The organism is Mesorhizobium zhangyense, from assembly GCF_011045115.1.
GTDB lineage: Bacteria > Pseudomonadota > Alphaproteobacteria > Rhizobiales > Rhizobiaceae > Mesorhizobium_M > Mesorhizobium_M zhangyense.
In genome coordinates this window covers 17,436-36,981 of record NZ_JAAKZG010000020.1, presented here as the reverse complement: position 1 = coordinate 36,981, position 19,546 = coordinate 17,436, and the positions used below count along the sequence as shown (strand labels likewise).

Here is a 19,546-nt window from a genome sequence, read left to right as displayed (position 1 = left end):
AACGGACCATCCTTTTATGAACAGCCTGGACCTTCCCGGACGTCCTGAAGATACACGCGTCGTGGTTGCGATGTCGGGTGGCGTCGATTCGTCTGTCGTGGCAGGCATCCTGAAACGTGAAGGCTACGACGTCGTCGGCGTGACGCTTCAACTCTACGATCATGGCGCAGCCACCCACCGGGCCGGCTCGTGCTGCGCCGGTCAGGATATCGACGACGCCCGCCGCGTCTCCGAGACGCTCGGCATTCCGCATTATGTGCTGAACTATGAAGAACGCTTCCGCAAAGCGGTCATCGATCCCTTCGCCGAGAGCTATGTCTCCGGCGAAACGCCGATCCCCTGCGTGTCGTGCAACCAGACGGTCAAGTTCGCCGACCTTCTCGAGACCGCGCGCGAACTCGGCGCCGACGCACTGGCGACGGGTCATTACATCCGCTCACGCGCCAATGGCGCCCACCGCGCGCTTTACCGTCCGGTCGACGCCGACCGCGACCAGAGCTATTTCCTTTTCGCCACCACGCAGGAACAGATCGACTATCTGCGCTTCCCGCTCGGCGGCCTGTCGAAGCCGGAGGTACGCGCCATCGCCGAGGATCTCGGGCTTTCGGTTGCCACCAAGCAGGACAGCCAGGACATCTGCTTCGTGCCGCAGGGCAAGTATTCGGACATCATCGCCAAGCTGAAGCCGACCGCCGCCAATCCCGGCGACATCGTCCATATCGATGGGCGCGTGCTCGGCCGCCATGACGGCATCCTGCGCTATACGATCGGCCAGCGCCGCGGCATCGGCATCGCCTCGGGCGAACCGCTCTACGTTGTTCATCTCGACGCCGAGCGCGCCCGCGTCATCGTCGGCCCGCGCGAGGCGCTGGAGACGCACAAGATCTACCTGCGCGACATGAACTGGCTGGGCGACACGCCGCTGGGCGAGATCGGACCGGAAGGCATTGAGCTTTTCGCCAAGGTGCGTTCCACCCGCCCGCCGCGTCCAGCAGTGCTTCACAATCGCGACGGCGCAATCTTCGTCGAACTCGGCGATGGCGAATCGGGCATCGCACCGGGCCAGGCCTGTGTGCTCTATGTCGATGACGGCAACGACGCCCGCGTGCTCGGCGGCGGCTTCATCGAGCGTTCCGAACGGGGTGCCGAGGCCGAAGCCATGCTGACGAAGCTCGCCGCGCGCTCGAACACGATCGCTGCCGAGTAACAAGCTCCGGATAAAACAAGACAGGGCTGGCGGCGGCGTATCACCGCCGGCGCGCCAATAGGCTCAACCGTGCGTGACTGTCCCGGCAGTCAGGATGCGAAGAACGGTGATTGCTTCCTCACCGCTGGTGCGCGGCTCGGCCCGCGTCTGGATGCACGACAGGAAGTGTTCCAGTTCGCGCGTTAGCGGCATGCCGCCTTCCACCGGAATGTAGGTCGGCTCATTGGCAGTAAACGCCCATTGGCCGCTATCCTGCCAGACGGCATGGCGATAGACGGCAAGCTTGCGCTCCCACGGCTCGACATCATCGAACACCGCCATTGCCCGCGTGCCGACCACAGTCAGCCGCCGCTCGCGGTAGGGATTGAGGCGCGAAGTAAACAGATGACTGCGCAGCCCGTTGGGGAAACGCATGTGCAGATGGGCAAAATCGCTCTGGTGATCCAGAAGGGCAGCACCCTCGCCGCGTATTTCCGTCGGCGCCGAACCGGTGATCGCCAGGATCATCGACAGGTCGTGCGGCGCCAGGTCCCACAGCGCGTCGTTTTCGGTATGGAACTTTCCGAGCCCGAGACGGTGCGAGTGAATGTATTTCACCTCGCCCAGCTCGCCATTGTCGATCAGTTCCTTGAGCTTCTCGAAGGCGGGATGGAAGCGCAGCACATGGCCGGTCATGAAGATGCGCTTGTTGGCCTTTGCCGCCGCAACCGCGCGCTCTGCATCCGGAACGGTCAGCGCGATCGGCTTTTCGACCAGCACGTCCTTGCCGTTTTCCACAGCCTTTATCGCCGCTTCGGCATGAAACTGCGGCGGCAGCGCCATGACGATGGCGTCGATATCCTTGCGGGTGAACAGGGCGTCGGGCTCGATGGCAAGGCAATCCTGCTCCGAGGCAAAGCCTTCGGCACGCGCCTTGTTGGCGTCCGAAACCGCGTGGAGGACACCGAGGGCCTTTAGAGTGCGGATATGGTTCGCACCCCAATATCCGCATCCCAGAACTGCAATTCGCGGTTTCATCAAATTATGAACTCAATAAATAGGTGGCGGAGACATAACGGCGCACCGTTTCGAACTCAACCCCGCCCACTGAATCAAATGGAATGCCAGAAAGGATTTCTTTGCATCAATTCTTGAAGTCGCACCGGCTCTCGGTGCTTGACAGCCCTACCGTCGCGACCTTATATCCGCCCGACCTTCGGCGAAGGCTTCGAAATGCCCGCTCAATTGCGGCGAATTTTCGGACTTTCGCTCCGTGGCGGGATAGCTCAGTTGGTTAGAGCACGGGAATCATAATCCTGGGGTCGGTGGTTCGAGTCCACTTCCCGCTACCATCGCTCCCACTGAAACCAGTGGGACTGCTCCTTGGAGCAGTGGCGGAACAAAATCGAGTTCGGCTTGCAGACGATTGCGCTCCGCCTTAGCGACTTTGATCCTATCCCGATTTCTTCGGCTTCCATTAGACCTTTCGCTACCGCGTCCACGATACGATCGATCTCGCGCTGCCGGGCCTGCGATATCCCGTTCTAGTCGAGTTCAACAAGCGATCGTGCATCAACGCCACGGCGATCCAAGCCACGGGCGCGCCGATAACAAGAACGACCCGCCGCTTCAGGTCCAAGGCCCAACACCTATCGGGCGAGGTCCGCGATCAGTCGCCGGATAAACCGCTCTCCGGCTGCCAGTTGCTCAACCTCGATATACTCATCGACCTGATGGGCCTGTGCGATGTCGCCCGGTCCCACAACGATCGTCGACCAGCCTGCATTCTGGAAAATGCCGCCTTCCGTCGCATAGGCAACGACCGCCGTATCGTTTGCGCCCGTCAGCGCAAGCGCGAGTGCCTCCGCATTGCCGTCCGGTTCCGGTGCAAGGCCCGGAACGGATGAGAGATCCTCAATCTCGATGCCTGAATTCGGGGCAATAGCTTTCATCGCGGGCTCGATCTCGGTGCGCGCGTATTGCTCGAACCTGTCGCGGAAACCCTGTCCGGTCTCCTGCGGAATGGCGCGGATATCCGTGACGAAGCTGCAGGATTCGGCCACAATGTTGCCAGCCACACCGCCATTGAACACGCCGCAATGCAGGGTCGTATAGGGCGGTTCGAAAGCGCCCGGCGCGGGATGACGGCTGTTGTCGGCCAGCGTGTCGTCCAGCCAGGTCACAAGCCGGGCCGCGATCATGACGGCGCTTACGCCGGTATCGATTCGGCTGGAATGGACCGCGTGGCCGCGCACATGGGTGTTGAAAGCGACGATCCCCTTGTGCCCATTGACCACGCGCATGCGCGTCGGCTCGCCCACAAAGACCGCCCGAGGCGTGGCCACCTTCTCGATCATCCTCTCGACCATCGACGGTGCGCCCTTGCATCCGACTTCCTCATCGTAGGAAAGAGCGATGTGGATCGGTGCCTTGAGGCTTGCCGCAAGCATGTTCGGCACTGCCGCCAAAGCGAGCGCATTGAAGCCCTTCATATCGCATGAACCCCGGCCGTAGAGCCGGCCGTTGCGTTCGGTCAGCGACCACGGGCTGTTCGTCCAGCCCGCTTCAAGTGCCGGCACGACATCGGTATGGCCAGACAGCACCACTCCGCCGGGCGCCATCGGGCCGATCGTCGCGAAAAGATTGGCCTTCGAGCCGTCCTCGTTGAAGATCACCGTCGAGGACACGCCGTGTTCGGCCAGATAAGCTTTGACGAATTCGATCAGTTCAAGGTTGCTGTCCGACGAAACGGTAGGGAAGGCGACCAGCCGTTCCAGCATCTCCTTCGGCGTAAAACTCCGGGGTGAGGACATGCGAATCCTTTCAGTCACTAACAGCTTTGGGAAACGATCATCCTATGCGGCACACCAGATGCGGCAGGAACATCAATCGAAGGCTCAGCAGTCGAGGACGAGATCGCCGCGCGGGATGGCCTGGCAAAGCATTACCTGGCCGCGCGCCAGAAGCGGCTCTTCGCCGGTGGGATAGTCGGCGCTGCCGCTGACGAAGCGCTGCACACAGGACTGGCATTCGCCGTTGCGGCAGGAATACTGGACCTCGATGTCGTTCGCCAAGGCGAGATCCAGCAAGGATCCGCTTTCGGGTTTCCACGTCAAACTCTTGCCCGAACGTGCAAACTCCACCTTGCGGGGCGCACGGCTAGCCATCCCGCTCGACAAGGCTCCCGCCAGACCGCCGCTTCGCGGCTCGAATGCCTCGATCCTGATGCTTTCGGGCGCAGCGCCAAAATCGATCAGGCCTTGCCTGAGCGACGACATGAATTCATCCGGGCCACAGATGTAGAAATCGGCATCGGCAACCGGCACCAGCGATACCAGCGTTGGAGCATCGATGCGGCCTGAATGATCGCAGACGTCATTGCTTTCAGGTTGGGAATAGGCCGTGAATAGCCTGATGTTGCTGCTCGCGTCTCTTGCGATCTGCCGAGCCTCTTCCGCGAACAAATGATGTCTGGCGTTGCGGGCCACGTGAACGAACCAGACATCGCGCCCCACAGGCTCGCGCGCCAGTTCCTCCATCATCGGCAGAAGCGGCGTGATGCCGACGCCTGCACTGACAAGCACCACCGGACGCAGCGGCGCGCTGTCGAGCACGAACTGTCCGCCCGCGGTGCCGAGGAACACTTCATCTCCGACATCGACCGTATCGTGCAGCAGATCCGAGACGCCGCCACCGCCGATCCGGCGCACGGATATGCGCAGCGATTGCGCGTCGGGAGTGCCGGAGACGGAATAGCAACGCCGCCGCTGCGCCTGATGCTCGTCCTTGGGCAGGGACACGGTCACATATTGCCCGGGCGCAACCGCTCCGATCGGCGCATTATCGCGTGGCTTCAGCACGAAAGACACGACGTCGGGGCTTTCCCGTTTTCGGGCAACGCAGGTGAAGCTGCGCCGGCCACTCCAGGCAACCGGGCGCGAATCCGTCCATATCCGCGAGCGGGCAAAAGCGGCCGAGCAGTGGAAGTAGATTTCTTCGGGATGCACACTCAACCGGCGTTGCCCGTCCGGCTGGGTGCTCACCTCGCGATAGGCGCCGTTGAGCCGTATGTTGTCGGACCGGCCCGGCTCGGCAGCCAAGAGCGCGAATGGGGCGGAATGCGGCGTGGCGGACGCTACTGAGCCTTCGTGGCTGACATCGAGCAGGAGGGACTGTGTGTTCGTATCGGGATCGAGTCGAAGGGGCGACCCGCCCACAAGGTCCATCAGGATCTCGCCCGTATCGCTTTCATGCGCAAAGACGATGAACTGCGCATCGTCGATAAATCCCATGAAGCCCGGGCCGGCGGTGTTGTAGACCTTGGTCTGCACCAGCGGGCTCGGCGTCCCGTAAAAGTCCCGCAGGCCGGCCTCGGCAAGACGGCTTTCAGCGGCAGCGTCATAGAGAACCGGCTTGCGCCCGCCCTCGGCTTGCCATCGGCCGTCCCTGGCATAGATATCCAGGACGTCCAGCGGCGGCTTCCTGTCGGCCGGATCGATCCAGAAGCCGCTTCTGGCGAAGGCCTTGCTTGGCACCAACTCCATCCGGGTCGGCGTCAGCACAATGACGCTGAGCGGACGGTTCTCGTCGGCGGGGAAGGCGGCGATGTCTTCCCCGCTTTGCGACACGCTCGCGCGTGCGGCAATCCGCAGATACTCCTCGCAACGCCGGGTGAGCAGGACCAGCGCGACATCGGGATTGCTCAGCAGATTGCCGATGGTGTCGAGCCTGCGGTTGCCGACATAATCTGGAAGCAGCAGGCTGCCATCGTCGCGCAGCCGGACCACCGAAGGCTGGCCGCCGCGCGGCGAGACATCCATCGCGCCCTCACCATTGCGTGAGGCAATGAACAGCAGCGTCGACTTCTCGATGAAGGAACGCGTGTGGTCATCCATGGTCGTCATCCACATTCATGTTCGCTACGCTACAGGCTTCGCATGCCCTAGACGGCAGCGCCGGCCCTTTCCCTGCTTGCAAAGAACTCCCTGCCTGGAACGGCTTGGAGCAGTCGTCTTGTATAGTCGGCGCGTGGTGTGTCGAAGAGTTCGGCTGCGGGTGCCTGTTCGACGATGCGGCCGTGCTGCATGACGACGATGCGGTCTGCGATCTCGCGGGCGACGCGCAGGTCGTGGGTGATGAAGAGCATGCTGAGCCCCATCTCCGCCTTGAGCTCTGCGAGAAGCTGCAGCACCCGCGCCTGCACCGAGACATCGAGCGCCGAGACTGCTTCGTCGGCGATCAGGCAGATGGGGTCGAGCGCCAGAGCCCGCGCAATGCAGATGCGCTGGCGCTGCCCGCCGGAGAATTCGTGCGGGAACCGGTCGAGGGCGTGAGCGCCCAGGCCGACCCGTTCCAGCCAGCGTTTGGCGATGGCCTCGGCATCGCTGCGCGGCGTGCCGAAGGCCATGGGCCCCCGGACGATGCTCTCGCCGATCTTCAGGCGCGGATCGAGCGAGGCGTAGGGATCCTGGAACACGATCTGCGTGCGGCGGCGGAACTGCCGCAGCGCCTCGCGGCCCATGGCGTTGACGGGAGCGCCGTCGAACAGGATCTCGCCGCCGTCGGGCTCGATCAGCCGCAACACCATGCGCGCCAGCGTCGACTTGCCCGAACCGCTCTCGCCCACCACCGCCAGCGTGTCGCCCCGGTTCAGGACAAGGTTGATATTCTCGGCCGCAACCACCCGGCGCGGGGTGGCAAAGAAACTCTGCCTGGTCGTGAACACCTTTTGCAGGTTTTTGATCTCCAGCAGCGGTGCCTCGCGGCTTTCTGCCTTGCGCACAGCCCCCCGTCCCGGCACGGCATCCAGCAGCTCGCGCGTATAATCCTCGCGCGGTGCGCTCAGGACCTCGGCTGCCGGGCCTTCCTCGACCACCCGGCCATGACGCAGCACGATGACGCGGTCGGCGATGTCGGCAACCACGCCGATGTCATGGGTGATGAACAGCACCCCCATGCCGCGCTTTTCCTGCAGGCTGCGGATCAGGTCGAGGATCTGGCGCTGCGTCGTCACGTCGAGCGCAGTCGTCGGCTCATCCGCGATCAGCAGCCGCGGGTTGTTGGCGAGCGCCATGGCGATCATCACGCGCTGGCGCTGTCCGCCCGAAAGCTGGAACGGATAGGCAGCCGAAAGTGTCGCCGGATCGGGCAGGCCGACCTGGCCGAACAGCTCCTGCACGCGGCCATCGACCGCCGCCGCATTGGCTGACGGATCATGGGTTCGGATTGCCTCGGCCACCTGCGCGCCAGCGCGGGCAAGCGGGTTCAGCGCAGTCAGCGGCTCCTGGAAGATCATCGCGATCTCGCCACCGCGCAGCGCGCGCATCTCGCGCGGCGAAAGCTGCAGCAGGTCGCGCCCACTGAGCCGGATCGCTCCATTGAGCGCCTTCACCTTGTTCGGCAGCAGCCCGAGGATCGCATGCGCGGTCATCGACTTGCCCGAGCCGCTTTCGCCGACAAGGCAGACGATCTCGTTGGCATTGACGGTCAGGCTGATCCCGTCCACGGCATGGGCGCGGTCGGCACCGTCCGGCAGTCCGAGAACGAGGTTTTCGATGGCAAGCAGGGTTTCGGTCATGCCCGCGATATCCTCGGGTTGAGCGCATCGTTCAGCGCTTCGCCGACAAGGTTGATGGCGACAACCGTCAGCAGGATGGCAAGACCGGGGAAGACGCTCATCCACCAGGCTTGTCGGATGACGGTGCGCCCGGACCCGATCATGTAGCCCCAGCTCATATAGTTGGGATCGCCAAGCCCCATGAACGACAGCCCGGCCTCGATCAGGATCGCCGCCGCAACCGTTAGCGAGCCGGCGACGATGATCGGCGAGATGGCGTTCGGCAGCACATGGCGCACGACGACCGACAAAGTGGACTGGCCCTGGCAGCGCGCCGCCTGGACGAACTCGCGCTGCGCCACGGTGCGCACCTGCGCCCGCGTCAGCCGCGACAGCGGCGGCCAGCTCACCAGCCCGATCGCCAGGATGATGGTGCCGATCGACGGCGTCAGGATCGCCACCAGAAGGATCGCAAGCACGAAGCTCGGGATGGTCTGGAAGATCTCGGTGAAGCGCACGATGACGGCATCGACCGCACCGCCGGCATAGCCCGAGATGCAGCCGAGAAGCACGCCGATGCACAGTGCCGTCAGCGTCGAGGCCAGCCCGATCAGGATCGAGACCCGCGCGCCATGGACGATCCCGGACGCGATATCGCGGCCGAGCGTATCAGCGCCCAGAAGCATGCCGTTCTCGCCCGGACGGCTGAAGGGTATGCCGGTCATCTCCCACGGCGAAGCGGGATAGACCAGGGGTGCGACCACCGCCATCAGGCAGACGAGGCCCAGAAGCACCAGCCCGACGATGCCGGCGGGGCGCCGCAGAAAGGTGCGGATGATATCCTTCATGTCGACACTCCCTAATGCGCGCCGACGCGCGGGTCGATCAGCCGGTGCAGGAGATCGGTCAGCAGATTGACCGCGATCACCATGACCGACATCACCAGGAACAGGCCGAGCAGCACCGGATAATCCCGCGCCGTGACCGCGTCGAAGGTCAGGCGGCCAAGCCCCGGCCATGAGAACACCGTCTCCACCACCACCGCGCCGCCGATCAGTGCGCCTGCCTGAAGTCCGGCAAAGGTCACCACCGGCACGGCAGCGTTGCGCAGCATGTGGCCGCGCAGGATCCGCCCCTCGGTCAGGCCCTTTGCGCGGGCGGTGCGGACGTGATCCTCATGTGATATCTCGATCAGCGAGGACCGCATCAGCCGCGTGTAGACAGCCATATAGATCGCCGAGAGCGTCACCGCCGGCAGGATCAGATGCCGCGCCACATCCATCGCATAGCCGAAGGTGCTGTAGCTCGCCGCCCTGATGTTCGCATAGCCAAACGCCGGCAGCCACTCGAGCTGGACCGAGAAGATCAGAACCAGCATCAGCCCGAGCCAGAACACCGGCGTGGCGTAGAGCAGCAGCGACACCAGCGAAATCGCCAGATCCGACCATTTGCCGTGCCTGAGCCCGGCAAATGCGCCGAAGAACACGCCGCCGATCAGCGACAGGAAGAACGCCGTCAGCGTCAAAAGCAGCGTCGGCCCGAGCCGGTCGAGGATCAGGTCGCTCACCGCCCGGCGTTGCCGGTAGGAGTAACCCAGGTCGAACCGCACAACCTTACCCAGATAGGTGCCGAGTTGCACCAGATAGGGCTGGTCGAGCCCATACTCGGTACGAACCTGCTCGATGAACTTCACATCCGTATCGCCCGACTGACCCGCAATCACCAACGCAGGATCGCCAGGCGCCGAATGGACGAGCACGAAGTTGATCGTCGCGATGACGAGGATCGTCAATATGATCCCGGTAAGCTTGGCTAAAAGACTGGAAATGATCGGCATCAGACGTATTGCGACCTTTGAATTTGCTGTTCGCCCTGCTGCGCGAACCCCAGCAACTGGTCGAGGACGCCAAGAAACAGCCCGGCCCCGACCGGGATCAGTTCGTCGGGAAAATCATAATCGGGATTGTGAACCATCGGCCGGTCCGTGCCGGAGCCGATGAACAGGAGCGCCGACTTCGAGCAGGATCCGAAAAGCCCAAAATCCTCCGCGCCCCTGATCGGCACATAGTCCGTCACGCGTGAGAGGTTCATGCGCGTTGCAGCGTTATCGAAGACTGCCGCAGCCTCGGGGTCATTCACGCAGGCCCGGAAGAAGTTATGCGTCGAGTGCGTGAGCGTAAGACGCTCTTCGGCGGCGACCGCGCGCACCATCTCCAGCACGTCCTCAACCAGAGCCGGCATCCCGTCGCTCTCGGGCCTGCGGAGGGTCATGCAGATTTCGGCCGAACCCGGGGTGATGCCGAAAACAGGCTTTCCCATCTGGACGCTCGTCAGTGTCACCCGGCGGAAGCCCTGCGCGACGACATCGCCCGCCTCGAAAGTCTTCAAGGCCGTGATGATGCGGGCGACCGCTGCCGCCGGCGAAATGCCGGTTTCAGGCATCGAGGCGTGGGCGGTCTTGCCGACGAGTTCGATGCGCAGGCCCATCGAAGCGCAGGTGATCTGGCCCGCGGCGACAGCAACATGGGCGAGCGGCAGGCCGGGCATGTTGTGGATCGCGAAGGCGTGGTCCGGGGTGATCCCGGCGAATTTCGGATCGGCGAGGACTGCCTCGGCGCCATGGGCCGTCTCTTCGGCGGGCTGGAAGAGCAGCACGGCCCTGCCCCGCGCGGGCCTGTGCCGGGCAAGGTGGCGGGCAACGCCAGCCATCATCGTCATGTGACCGTCATGGCCGCACATATGCGCCTTGCCGTCGTTGCGCGAGCGGTAGGGAAGGTCCGAAATCTCTTGGATCTGAAGCGCGTCCAGCTCGCAGCGCAGCAGGACTGTCGGTCCCGCCTCGGCACCCTCGTAGACCAGCGCAACGCCGTGACCGCCGAGCTCCGTGACGACCTCGTCGGGTTTGGTGTCGGCCAGGAAGGAGACCACCTCGCGGGCGGTCTCTACCTCTTCGCCGGAAATTTCCGGAAACTGATGCAATTTGTGTCGCCACGTCTGCAGAACGGCAATTTCCGCGTCGTCAAAATATGGGGTCATGTCGGCCAACGGCCTCCTTTATCGCGGCAGCCAGCCGCATCGGACGAATGAGCGCGGGACCGACCGGACCCGCTGCACGGCCATGCGCCGGCACCCTTCCGGGCGCCGGCGCATCGCCAGAATGATCAAGCTGCGAAGTGGGTCGTGCCGAAGTTGGCGTTGACCCCCGTCGACGAGGTTACGACCTCCTTTAACCGGTTGTCGTAGATCGTCGGATACTTCTGCTCGCACAGCCAGAGGACCGGCATCTCCTCGACGAGCAGCTGCTGGACTTCCGTGTAGTAGGCCTGACGCTTTTTCTCATCGAGCTCCACGGCCGCCGCTTCGAATAGCTCGTCCACCTTCGGATTTGAATAGCCGGCGGTGTTGGAGAACATGACGCCCTTGCGGATATTGGAAGAGATGTAGGTGCGTGCCACGCCAAGTGCGGGATCGCCGTTCTGGTAGAGCTGGTTGCCGCTGATGTCGAAATCGCCGTTGCTCACGCTGGCGACCCAGCCGGCGAGGTCGTTGCTCTGCAGCTCGATATTGACCCCCGCCGCGCCGCAGGCCTGGCGAACATATTCCGCGATCCGCGTCCAGACCTCGCCCGCTGGCACCATCGTGAACTTCAGGGTGACGCGCACGCCGCCAGCGCCGGGCTTCAAACCCATTTCATCAAGCAGCGCGACCGCCTTCTCGACGGAGTGCTCATAGGTCTTCACGTCCGAATCGTAGAAGCGCATCGAAGATGCAATCGGCCCGGTGGCCGCATTGGCAAGACCGAACAGGATGCGGTCGCGCACGAATTCACGGTCGATCAGATGCGTCAGCGCCTGGCGGAAGCGCTTGTCGTCCATCGGCGGACGGCGGCAGTTCAACTCGATCCACACCATGGGCGAGAAGTACTCGTAACCGTCGGTCGTCATCTCGAGATGCGGCAGCGCAGACAGGCGCGCGGCGTCGAAGGGCTCGATGTCCTGCCACTGTGCAAGCTGCGTCTCGCCCTGCTCGAGCGAGACAGCGCGCGAGGCCGCGTCTGGAATGACGCGATAGTAGATCTCCTTCAGCTTCGGCTGGTCCGGCCGGTAGTAGTCATCGACCGCCGTGAGGTGGATGTGCGAACCCTTGACCCATTCATTGAGCCGGAACGGCCCGGTGCCGATCGGCGGCTGTTCGGCGCCATCCTTGCGATAATCCTTCCCTTCCAGAAGATGGCGCGGCACCATCGGCGCGGAAGCCGTCTCGAAGGCCATGATGAAAGCCGGGAAAGGCTGCTTCAGCTTGAAGACGACCGTGAAGTCGTCAGGCGCCTCGATGCTTTCGCAACGGTCGAAAACGGCCTTTGCGCGGGGATGCGTTTCAGGCAGAAGCGACTTGCAGGAGAAGATGACGTCCGCTGACGTGAAGGGCTGGCCGTCATGCCATTTCGCGTTCTGAACCAGCTTGAACGTATAGGTCAGGCCGTCCTCGGAAATGTCCCAGGTATCGGCGAGCAATGGCTGCGGCGTGAGATCCTTGGCATAGGAAAGCAAACCCTCATAGAGCTTGCCGCCCACGACGCCGGTCGGCGTCTGCTGGTTGATCCCCAGGTTCAGGATCGGTGGCTCGGGCTGGATGATCGCCGTCAGCGTCTCACCCACCTCCTGACCGAAAGCCTGCCCCACGAAAGCGGTCGAGCCAAGGGTGGCCGCCAGCATCATGTTGAATTCCCGCCGATTCATTTCATCTCTCTCCTTTTTCAATCAAAACGCTGCCGGTGTACGGTGCGCTGCGGTTCCCCGACCGCTTATTTCTTCGTGACGGTCTTGTTCTGGTGGTCTGCAAACAGCACCTCGACGGACTTGCCGAGGATTTTGCCGCCAAACTCTTCGACGGCCATCTGAGCCGCGTTGACCGCAACTCTTCCGGGATTATTCATTCACGCTCCTCCCTCATCCGTTCTGGACGACCAGCATGAATGCGTGTCGCCGAAACGGTATGTTCAAGACCTTAGGTAACGCATGCTCTGGTGTTCAATGTCTCGGACACACACCCGCCGAGACCAGCAGTGTCGGTCATCGACAAATCGGCTCGCACCACGGTGTGGGATCATCTCTGTCTCCCGCCCGTGTTTGCCGAGCGTTCGGCGAAAGCCTGCAGCCCGCGCTTGGCGTCGTCGCTGGTGAAGGTGCGGTGCCCGAGCCTGGCTTCCTCGGCAAAGGCCTCGTCCAGAGGCAGATCCTGGAGTGTCAGCACCGCTTCCTTGATGGTCTGGATCGCGGTCGGGCTCAAGGCGGCGATCTGCGCGGCGATCTCCTGGGCGAGCGGCTCGACCTGATCTGGTGCAACAACCTGGTTGATGACGCCCTTCGCCGCCATTTCGTCGGCTTTGAACCGCCTCCCCGAGAGCAGGATCTCCATCGCGTGGGCGTAGCCGATCTGGCGAACCAGCCTCACCAGCGTACCGCCTGCGGGCACGAAACCGTGGGTGGGTTCGGGAAGCTGGAACACGGCGTCGGTGGAGGCGATGCGGATGTCCGTCGCAAGCATGATCTCGAAGCCGCCGCCGATGCACAGACCGCGCACGGCGCAGACGATCGGCTTGTAGAATTTCAGCCCCTTGAGATGAGCCGGATCCCAGGCGCTGATGTCAAAACGGTCGCTGGCCAGCGCCGGGATGGACTCCGTCAGGTCCGCGCCGACACAGAATGCGCGTTCGCCTGCGCCCGTCAGGACGACCGCCCGGACATCATCGTCGTCCCGAACAGCCATGAAGGCTTTGCCCAGATCCTCGTACATGGCAAGCGAAAGGGCATTGAGCTTTTCGGGACGAGAGAGGCGGATCGTCGCGACGTGACCGGAGCACTGCAGTTCGATCGCCATCTCAGATCGCTCCATCCTCGGCGAGCTTGCTCAGCTCTTCGGGCGTAAGACCCACCAGCCGCGAATAAACGAAAGTGTTGTGCTCGCCGGGGTTGGGCGCTTTGGCGCAAGCGTTGCCGGGCGTCCCGGAAAGCTTGATCGGCAGCCCGAACATGCGCACGAGCTTGCCGCCGACCGGTACCTTGACGATCATGTCGCGCGCCGCGATGTGCGGGTCCTCCACCACCTCCGCGATGGTCTTGATCGCGCTGAGCGGGATGCGGTCGCCAGCCAACTCCTCGAGCTCGACCTTGGTGTATTTGCTGAACCAGCGCTCCAGGATGGGCTTGACGCGCCGCTCGGCGACACTCTGGTCGAAACGCTTTTCCATCGTGTCGATCTCGGGATCGTTGGCGACTTCCGGCTCGCCGAAAAGCTCGCAGGTAATCCTCCAGAACTTGTCCGTGTAGCCGCCGAAGAAGACGTAGCCATCCTTGCAGGGAAACTGGCCATAGGGACGAACGAAAGGATGCTCGTTGCCGAGCGGCGTGGCAACGTCTCCTTCCATGGTGTAGCGGACCACCGCATTCTCGGTCAGGGTGAGCACCGAATCCTGCTGCGAAATATCGACCACCTGCCCCTCGCCGCCGCGCTCGGCTTCGCGCAGCGCCGCAAGCGTCCCGATCGCAGCGTAAAGCGAAGCCGCCAGATCGCCGATGATCGTGCCGACCCGCACTGGCGGCCGGTCGGCATAGCCGTTCATCGACCACAGGCCGCCGGCAGCCTGGCCGGTGTTGTCATAGGCGGGCCGCGAGGCGTTCGGACCGGTGCGGCCGAACCCGCTGATCGCCGTGTAGATCAGGCGCGGATTCTCCTTCTTCAGCACCTCGTAACCGAGACCGAGGCGCTCCATGGTCCCAGGCCGGAAATTCTCCACCAGCACGTCCGCCCGACGCACCAGCTTGCGAAGCAGCGTCTTGCCCTCGGCAGACTTCATGTTCAGCGTGATGCCGAGCTTGTTGCGGTTGAATTGGGTGAAGAAGGCGCTGAATTCCTCGTCATCTCCAGACACGAAGGGCGGGAATGTCCGCGCATAGTCGGGGTCGTCGGGATGCTCGACCTTGATCACCGTCGCGCCCAGATCGGCCAGCAGCATGGAGCAGAACGGGCCGGCCACCACCCGCGTTATGTCGAGTACGGTGACGCCCTTCAGGGGACCGGATCCGGTGACCCCGGCTCCGGTGGCTGCAAATTCTTCCGACATTTATTTCTCCCTAAGGGGCAATTCTTCGCGATGATCCCGGCGCTAACAATATCTCGCCGCCACATCAACCAATGTCATAGGCGTGGGTTTCTCACATAGTCGGCTCACAACCGCTACGCGATCATCGCCTGCGCCACTTTCGAGCCCGTGGATCGCCCGAGTTCGGCCGAGATAAAGAGGCCCGCATCAATGACGGAGCCAAGATCGACGCCGGTCGTCACGCCCATTCCGTGAAGCATGAACAGCAGATCTTCGGTCGAAACGTTTCCGGTCGCGCCGCGTGCATAGGGACAACCACCGAGCCCGGCGACCGCGCTGTCCACGACAGCTACGCCTTCTTCGAGGCATGCGAGAATATTGGCCATTGCCTGACCGCGCGTATCGTGGAAGTGGACCGCTAACGCGTCGATCCCGATATCCTGAGCGACGGCACGGACGGCCGTGCGGGCTTGCAGCGGCGTGCCGATGCCGATGGTATCGCCGAGCGAAATCTCGTAACAGCCAAGCTGTGCGAGCCTCTGCGATACGGAAACCACCGCATCGATCGGTACTGGTCCCTCATATGGGCACCCGAGTACGCATGATACGTAGCCGCGAACTGCCACATGGTTCGCATTTGCCATCTCGACGACCGGGCGGAACCGCTCGATGCTCTCAGCGATCGAGCAGTTTATGTTTTTCCAAGAGAATGTCTCCGATGCCGATGCGAAGATTGCTATCTCTCTTGCGCCGGCGTCGATTGCGGCGGCCATGCCTTGCTGATTGGGGACCAGCACCGGATAGCGGACTTCATCGTCCATCGGCAACTGCCTGACGACCTGATCGGTACCGGCCATCTGAGGGATACGCTTTGGGGAAACAAAGCTGCCCACCTCGATTGAGCGAAGCCCCGCCGCAGCGAGGCGCTTGATGAGTTCGAGCCTTGTCGTGACGGGAATGGCGACTTTTTCGTTCTGAAGACCGTCTCGTGGTCCCACCTCCACGATACGTACACTCTCCGGCATGTCTCTTCTCCGATAATTTCGGAGCGACACTAGGCCGAACATGCACGCCGAAAGAATGTCATTCTCCACATAAGTTGCCGGTTGTTATGTAAATAAAATACATTCTCGGCAGTACGTAAGTGTGTCAGTGCAGTGCGAGGCCCACATGAGCAGAAGAAGAGCCGCCAGAATGGAGGAGCAAATGTCCAGTCGTGCCGGCACTATCTCGGCCAGCCCCCGGACGAGTGGAAGTGCCGAGGCTGCCGTTTATTATCGACGCCTCCTGGAGCTTCTCGACAGCAACGCACCGCTTTCGAGCTTCGAGCAACTGGCTAACGAGGCCAGGAATGTCACCTGGGGTGGGGAATTGGCCGACTCGATCGGCGATGCCGTCGCCACGGCCGTGCGGCTGCGCGAAAACTTCGAACTCAAGCGCAAGCGGGAGATCGAGCTCTCGGCCCTCTACGAGACCGCGCGCGATCTGTCCGCGCTTCGTGACACGGACCAGATCCTGCAGGCGATCGTCCAGCGTGCCAGGCAGCTGGTTGGCAGCGATATAGCCTATCTGTCAGCTGCGGACGAAGAGCACGGCGATTTCTACGTACGAACGACAGAGGGCGTTATCTCCCAGGATTTCGCGAGGATCCGGGTGCCCCGCAACATCGGCGTGTGTGGAAGCGTTGCCCGGACGAGGAGACCGTTTTATTCGAGCAACTATTCGGCCGATCGCAATTTCGACCACGACGCGAGCATCGATCGGGCCACTAGCGGTGAAGGTATCGTCTCCATCCTGGGCATTCCCCTCGAACTTGAGGCCTACGTCATGGGTGTGCTCTTCGTCGGAGATCGCTATGTCCGCTCCTATACGCCACAGGAGATGGCGGTCCTTTCATCGCTCAGCACATTCGCGGCACTTGCGATCGAGAACGCGAGACTGCTCGAAGAAGCGCAACGCGCGCTTCTCCTGGCGAGGGAAGCCAATGCGGCCCTCAGAACCAAGGCGGATGACATCGAGCAAGCCGCGGTCGCGCATGAGCAACTCACCGAGTTGATCGCGCGGGGCGGCTCACTGGATGATCTGGTAAATCGCGTTTCGAATTTGCTGAAGGGTCAAGCAGGCGTTGTCGACGAGAGCAGGAACCTTATTTCGGGAGCCTTTGCCGACCATCTCACAGATGAGGCCCTCGCCAAAGCCGTACGCGAGAGTGACCGCGTAGGTCGATCGGTCTCGCTTCCGGCCGCGGATGGAAGCGTCACGGTGGTTACCGCAGTCATGGGAGGCTCGGCTCGGCTGGGCGCACTCATCTTTACACGTAACAGACCTCTTTCGGCGCCGGAGACGCGCACGCTCGAACGCAGTGCAATCGTAACGGGCATCGTGCTCCTGTCCTTCGACAGGATCGCGCAGATCGCGCATCGCAACGTTGCCGATACTGTTTCAGCGCTCCTACGGGGAACCACCGATCCGTTCTCGCCTGAAGGGGCGCGGCGGCTGCCACCGGGGATTTCCCTTTCATGGCCGGTGACGGTGATGCTTGTGGAACTGGTCACGGTTACATCAGCCCAGGCGGCGTCGGCGCTGCGCTCGATTCTGGCCGGTCGCGATACAATTTTCGCAGAGTTCAATGGGGATCTGGCGATCGTCACGAATGCTCCAGATCCAGGCAGTCTCGCCAACCGAATATCGGAAAAGCTAGAGGAAGCATTCGGCCACAGGTCCAGTATCGTGATCTCCGATCCGATTGCCACCTTAGACAAGGTGCCGGTCGAATATGAAGGATTGCGTCGATGCTTTGGCCTGATGCGCGGTCTGAAGCAACAGGGCCGGGTCGTGTTCGAGAAGACTCTGTCGGTTTATGCGCTGTTGTTTCACAACAAGGGAGAGAACGCCGTCGACTTGTTTCTGCGCTCCTCGATCGGCTCCCTTGTTGAACATGACGAAAGACGCAAGAGCCAACTCGCGGCCACGCTGCTTGCTTATCTCGATACGGGGCGCAGCGCACAGAAGGCCGCTGAGATGTTGGGCATTCACGTCAACACGATGCGCCAGCGGCTCGATGCGATCTCGCTGATCAACCCTGATTGGGCCGATCCTTCGAGAACGTTGGAAGTCCATATCGCGCTACGCCTTCATATCCTCGGACAGGCTACCTGATTTTGCGCATTACCCCTGTGATGAAGCCACAAGGAAGCGCGGCCCAAGTGTAAGCCATGCACATTGTTCCCGGGGCATAGACCCACTTAGGTTCTGAGAAAATACTCAGTGGGAGACTCGTTTTCATGTCCGTCAACAGCCGCATTCCGGGGTTCTACAAGCTCACACCGCCGGAGCGCTTCAAGACCATAGTCGAACGCAGCGGCTTGTCCGAAGGCGATCTCGCAGGCTTGGCCGCAACGGACGGGAAAATGCTGGCGATCGCCGACCGCATGGCCGAAAACGTCGTTGGAACCTTGCCGATACCGCTCGGCGTAGCGGCCAACTTCACCATCAACGGCCGCGACTACCTGATCCCGATGGCTACGGAGGAGCCCTCCGTCGTTGCGGCGGCAAGCAACATGGCCTCCGTCGCGCGCATCCACGGAGGATTCCATACATCAAGCGATCAGCCCATCATGATCTCGCAGATTCAGGTGGTCGGCGCGAAAGATCCCCAGGCCGCCCGTCTCAGGCTCTATGAGCGGCGGCAGGATCTGCTCGATCTCGCCAACGAGCAGGATCCTCTGTTGGTCAAGCTCGGAGGCGGAGCGAAGGACATCGAGGTGCGCATCGTCGAAGCCGCTTCTAAGACCTATGTCGTCTTGCACCTTATCGTCGATGTTCGCGACGCCATGGGAGCAAACGCGGTGAACACCATGGCCGAGGCGCTGGCGCCGCTTGTCGAACAGATCACCGGCGCGCGCGTTCGCTTGCGTATTCTGTCCAACAAGGCAGACCGGAGGCTTGCACGGGTCCGTGCCACTTACGACTGCCAGGCTCTTGGCGGGCCGGATGTCGTGGACGGTATCATCGATGCCTATGCTTTTGCAGCGGCGGACCCCTATCGCGCGGCAACGCACAACAAGGGGATCATGAACGGGATTATCGCCGTCGTGCTTGCGACCGGCAACGACACGCGCGCCGTGGAAGCCGGTGCGCATTGCCATGCGGCGGCGGGAGGTCGCTACACGTCGCTATCCCACTACGAAAAGGACGACGCCGGCAACCTCGTCGGCACGCTGGAAGTCCCCATGGCCGTAGGGTTGGTCGGGGGCGCCACCAAGACCCATCCGGTTGCCCAGGCGGCCGTCAAACTGCTGGGCGTCCAAGGTGCACAGGAACTTGCTGAGGTCATTGTTGCCGTCGGGCTTGCCCAGAACACCGGCGCCCTTCGCGCCTTGTCCGCCGAGGGGATACAGAAGGGTCACATGTCGCTTCATGCCCGTAACATCGCCGTTGCAGCCGGGGCTGACGGCGATGAAATCGAGAAAGTGGTGTCCCGCCTGAAGGATGGGGGGCACGTCCGGCTCGACAAGGCACAGGCTGTTCTTGCCGAGCTTAGGCAATCCGGCGGCTAACCCCGGAGCCGCAGATGGGCTCCATCATCCGGTGCACCAATAGAGTGGCCGGTACACGATATCATTATTTTACCACCCGTTTTGGCCGGTCCAGACCGTGCTGCGAAGGGTGGAGTTGGCCGGAAGGCCCGTCGGTTCTGGTG

15 protein-coding genes and 1 tRNA gene are annotated in these 19,546 nt (G+C 62.4%); 4 read left to right on the top strand and 12 right to left on the bottom strand.

Annotated features, from left to right (window positions below):
- Positions 1-16: 16 nt before the first annotated feature.
- Complete coding sequence (gene mnmA / locus G6N74_RS27655; RefSeq protein ID WP_165121220.1) at positions 17-1,207, top strand: tRNA 2-thiouridine(34) synthase MnmA; 1,191 nt, start codon at positions 17-19, stop codon at positions 1,205-1,207.
- Between the two features lie 63 nt (positions 1,208-1,270).
- On the opposite strand, the gene G6N74_RS27650 is transcribed toward mnmA, so the two are convergent.
- Positions 1,271-2,224, bottom strand: coding sequence for a Gfo/Idh/MocA family protein (locus G6N74_RS27650; protein WP_165121219.1), 954 nt, complete (start codon positions 2,222-2,224; stop codon positions 1,271-1,273).
- A 237-nt stretch (positions 2,225-2,461) separates the two neighbouring features.
- On the opposite strand from G6N74_RS27650, the gene G6N74_RS27645 reads away from it, so the two are divergent.
- Positions 2,462-2,538 (top strand) — tRNA-Met (locus tag G6N74_RS27645).
- A 297-nt stretch (positions 2,539-2,835) separates the two neighbouring features.
- Here G6N74_RS27645 and argE read toward each other — a convergent pair.
- The 11 genes from argE to G6N74_RS27595 all read right to left on the bottom strand — a co-directional run bounded on the left by argE (position 2,836) and on the right by G6N74_RS27595 (position 15,869).
- The gene (gene argE, locus G6N74_RS27640; RefSeq protein ID WP_165121218.1) at positions 2,836-3,999 is read right to left on the bottom strand and encodes an acetylornithine deacetylase; all 1,164 of its coding nucleotides are present in this window, start codon (positions 3,997-3,999) and stop codon (positions 2,836-2,838) included.
- Between the two features lie 84 nt (positions 4,000-4,083).
- Entirely contained in the window at positions 4,084-6,081 is a 1,998-nt protein-coding gene (locus G6N74_RS27635) for a pyridoxamine 5'-phosphate oxidase family protein (RefSeq protein WP_165121217.1), read from the bottom strand.
- 47 nt (positions 6,082-6,128) lie between these two features.
- A complete protein-coding gene (locus G6N74_RS27630) occupies positions 6,129-7,763 on the bottom strand; it encodes an ABC transporter ATP-binding protein (RefSeq protein WP_165121216.1) in 1,635 nt (544 codons plus the stop codon).
- Positions 7,760-8,590, bottom strand: a complete 831-nt coding sequence (locus tag G6N74_RS27625) for an ABC transporter permease (protein ID WP_165121215.1) — start codon at positions 8,588-8,590, stop codon at positions 7,760-7,762. The genes G6N74_RS27630 and G6N74_RS27625 overlap by 4 nt, the downstream gene beginning before the upstream one ends.
- Before the next feature lie 11 nt (positions 8,591-8,601).
- A complete protein-coding gene (locus tag G6N74_RS27620) occupies positions 8,602-9,579 on the bottom strand; it encodes an ABC transporter permease (protein ID WP_165121214.1) in 978 nt (325 codons plus the stop codon).
- The gene (locus G6N74_RS27615; RefSeq protein WP_165121213.1) at positions 9,579-10,778 is read right to left on the bottom strand and encodes an amidohydrolase; all 1,200 of its coding nucleotides are present in this window, start codon (positions 10,776-10,778) and stop codon (positions 9,579-9,581) included. Before G6N74_RS27615 ends, G6N74_RS27620 begins: the two co-directional genes overlap by 1 nt.
- 125 nt (positions 10,779-10,903) lie before the next feature.
- A complete protein-coding gene (locus G6N74_RS27610; RefSeq protein ID WP_165121212.1) occupies positions 10,904-12,481 on the bottom strand; it encodes an ABC transporter substrate-binding protein in 1,578 nt (525 codons plus the stop codon).
- Between the two features lie 65 nt (positions 12,482-12,546).
- Positions 12,547-12,678, bottom strand: coding sequence for a hypothetical protein (locus tag G6N74_RS31305; protein ID WP_281354044.1), 132 nt, complete (start codon positions 12,676-12,678; stop codon positions 12,547-12,549).
- Between the two features lie 170 nt (positions 12,679-12,848).
- Positions 12,849-13,622, bottom strand: coding sequence for an enoyl-CoA hydratase/isomerase family protein (locus tag G6N74_RS27605; RefSeq protein WP_165121211.1), 774 nt, complete (start codon positions 13,620-13,622; stop codon positions 12,849-12,851).
- 1 nt (position 13,623) lies between these two features.
- Positions 13,624-14,865, bottom strand: coding sequence for a CaiB/BaiF CoA transferase family protein (locus G6N74_RS27600; RefSeq protein ID WP_165121210.1), 1,242 nt, complete (start codon positions 14,863-14,865; stop codon positions 13,624-13,626).
- Between the two features lie 113 nt (positions 14,866-14,978).
- A complete protein-coding gene (locus G6N74_RS27595) occupies positions 14,979-15,869 on the bottom strand; it encodes a hydroxymethylglutaryl-CoA lyase (RefSeq protein ID WP_165121209.1) in 891 nt (296 codons plus the stop codon).
- 181 nt (positions 15,870-16,050) lie between these two features.
- Here G6N74_RS27595 and G6N74_RS27590 point away from each other — a divergent pair, with 181 nt between their 5' ends.
- Positions 16,051-18,003 carry a helix-turn-helix domain-containing protein gene (locus G6N74_RS27590; protein WP_165121208.1) on the top strand — a complete coding sequence of 651 codons (1,953 nt, stop codon included), beginning with the start codon at positions 16,051-16,053 and terminating at the stop codon, positions 18,001-18,003.
- Positions 18,004-18,104: 101 nt separating this feature from the next.
- Positions 18,105-19,403, top strand: coding sequence for a hydroxymethylglutaryl-CoA reductase, degradative (locus G6N74_RS27585; protein WP_312857936.1), 1,299 nt, complete (start codon positions 18,105-18,107; stop codon positions 19,401-19,403).
- Positions 19,404-19,546 lie beyond the last annotated feature (143 nt).

Bases quoted from the DNA above. Each gene is read 5' to 3' on its own strand.
- G6N74_RS27625 (WP_165121215.1), bottom strand. From the start codon at position 8,590: ATGAAGGATATCATCCGCACCTTTCTGCGGCGCCCCGCCGGCATCGTC.
- G6N74_RS27635 (WP_165121217.1), bottom strand. From the start codon at position 6,081: ATGGATGACCACACGCGTTCCTTCATCGAGAAGTCGACGCTGCTGTTC.
- G6N74_RS27590 (WP_165121208.1), top strand. From the start codon at position 16,051: ATGTCCAGTCGTGCCGGCACTATCTCGGCCAGCCCCCGGACGAGTGGA.
- G6N74_RS31305 (WP_281354044.1), bottom strand. From the start codon at position 12,678: ATGAATAATCCCGGAAGAGTTGCGGTCAACGCGGCTCAGATGGCCGTC.
- argE (WP_165121218.1), bottom strand. From the start codon at position 3,999: ATGTCCTCACCCCGGAGTTTTACGCCGAAGGAGATGCTGGAACGGCTG.
- G6N74_RS27620 (WP_165121214.1), bottom strand. From the start codon at position 9,579: ATGCCGATCATTTCCAGTCTTTTAGCCAAGCTTACCGGGATCATATTG.
- G6N74_RS27600 (WP_165121210.1), bottom strand. From the start codon at position 14,865: ATGTCGGAAGAATTTGCAGCCACCGGAGCCGGGGTCACCGGATCCGGT.
- G6N74_RS27615 (WP_165121213.1), bottom strand. From the start codon at position 10,778: ATGACCCCATATTTTGACGACGCGGAAATTGCCGTTCTGCAGACGTGG.
- G6N74_RS27595 (WP_165121209.1), bottom strand. From the start codon at position 15,869: ATGCCGGAGAGTGTACGTATCGTGGAGGTGGGACCACGAGACGGTCTT.
- G6N74_RS27650 (WP_165121219.1), bottom strand. From the start codon at position 2,224: ATGAAACCGCGAATTGCAGTTCTGGGATGCGGATATTGGGGTGCGAAC.
- G6N74_RS27610 (WP_165121212.1), bottom strand. From the start codon at position 12,481: ATGAATCGGCGGGAATTCAACATGATGCTGGCGGCCACCCTTGGCTCG.
- G6N74_RS27605 (WP_165121211.1), bottom strand. From the start codon at position 13,622: ATGGCGATCGAACTGCAGTGCTCCGGTCACGTCGCGACGATCCGCCTC.
- mnmA (WP_165121220.1), top strand. From the start codon at position 17: ATGAACAGCCTGGACCTTCCCGGACGTCCTGAAGATACACGCGTCGTG.
- G6N74_RS27630 (WP_165121216.1), bottom strand. From the start codon at position 7,763: ATGACCGAAACCCTGCTTGCCATCGAAAACCTCGTTCTCGGACTGCCG.